Source organism: Nonomuraea sp. NPDC048916 (genome assembly GCF_040649575.1).
Taxonomy (GTDB): Bacteria; Actinomycetota; Actinomycetes; order Streptosporangiales; family Streptosporangiaceae; genus Nonomuraea.
In genome coordinates this window covers 1-339 of sequence record NZ_JBEZFS010000341.1, presented here as the reverse complement: position 1 = coordinate 339, position 339 = coordinate 1, and the positions used below count along the sequence as shown (strand labels likewise).

Below are 339 nucleotides of genomic sequence, written 5' to 3'. Positions count from 1 at the left end.
TTCGACGGCGCCTCGTGTGGCGTGTCGGTGTCCATCGGGGCGCAGTCGCCCGACATCGCCCAGGGGGTCGACGACGCCTACGAGCACCGCGTCGACGGCGACGGCGACGAGCTGGACCGGCAGGGCGCCGGTGACCAGGGGCTGATGTTCGGCTACGCGTGCCGAGAGACGCCCGAGCTGATGCCGCTGCCGATCACGCTGGCCCACCGGCTGGCCCAGCGCCTGTCGGAGGTGCGCAAGTCGGGCCTGGTGCCCTACCTGCGGCCCGACGGCAAGACCCAGGTCACCATCGAGTACGACGGCGACCTGCCGGTCCGCCTCGACACCGTGGTCGTCTCC

1 pseudogene is annotated in these 339 nt (G+C 72.3%); it reads left to right on the top strand.

Features of this window, described 5'->3' with window-relative positions:
• Positions 1 to 339: pseudogene (locus AB0C16_RS41140) on the top strand (methionine adenosyltransferase); the annotation flags it as partial.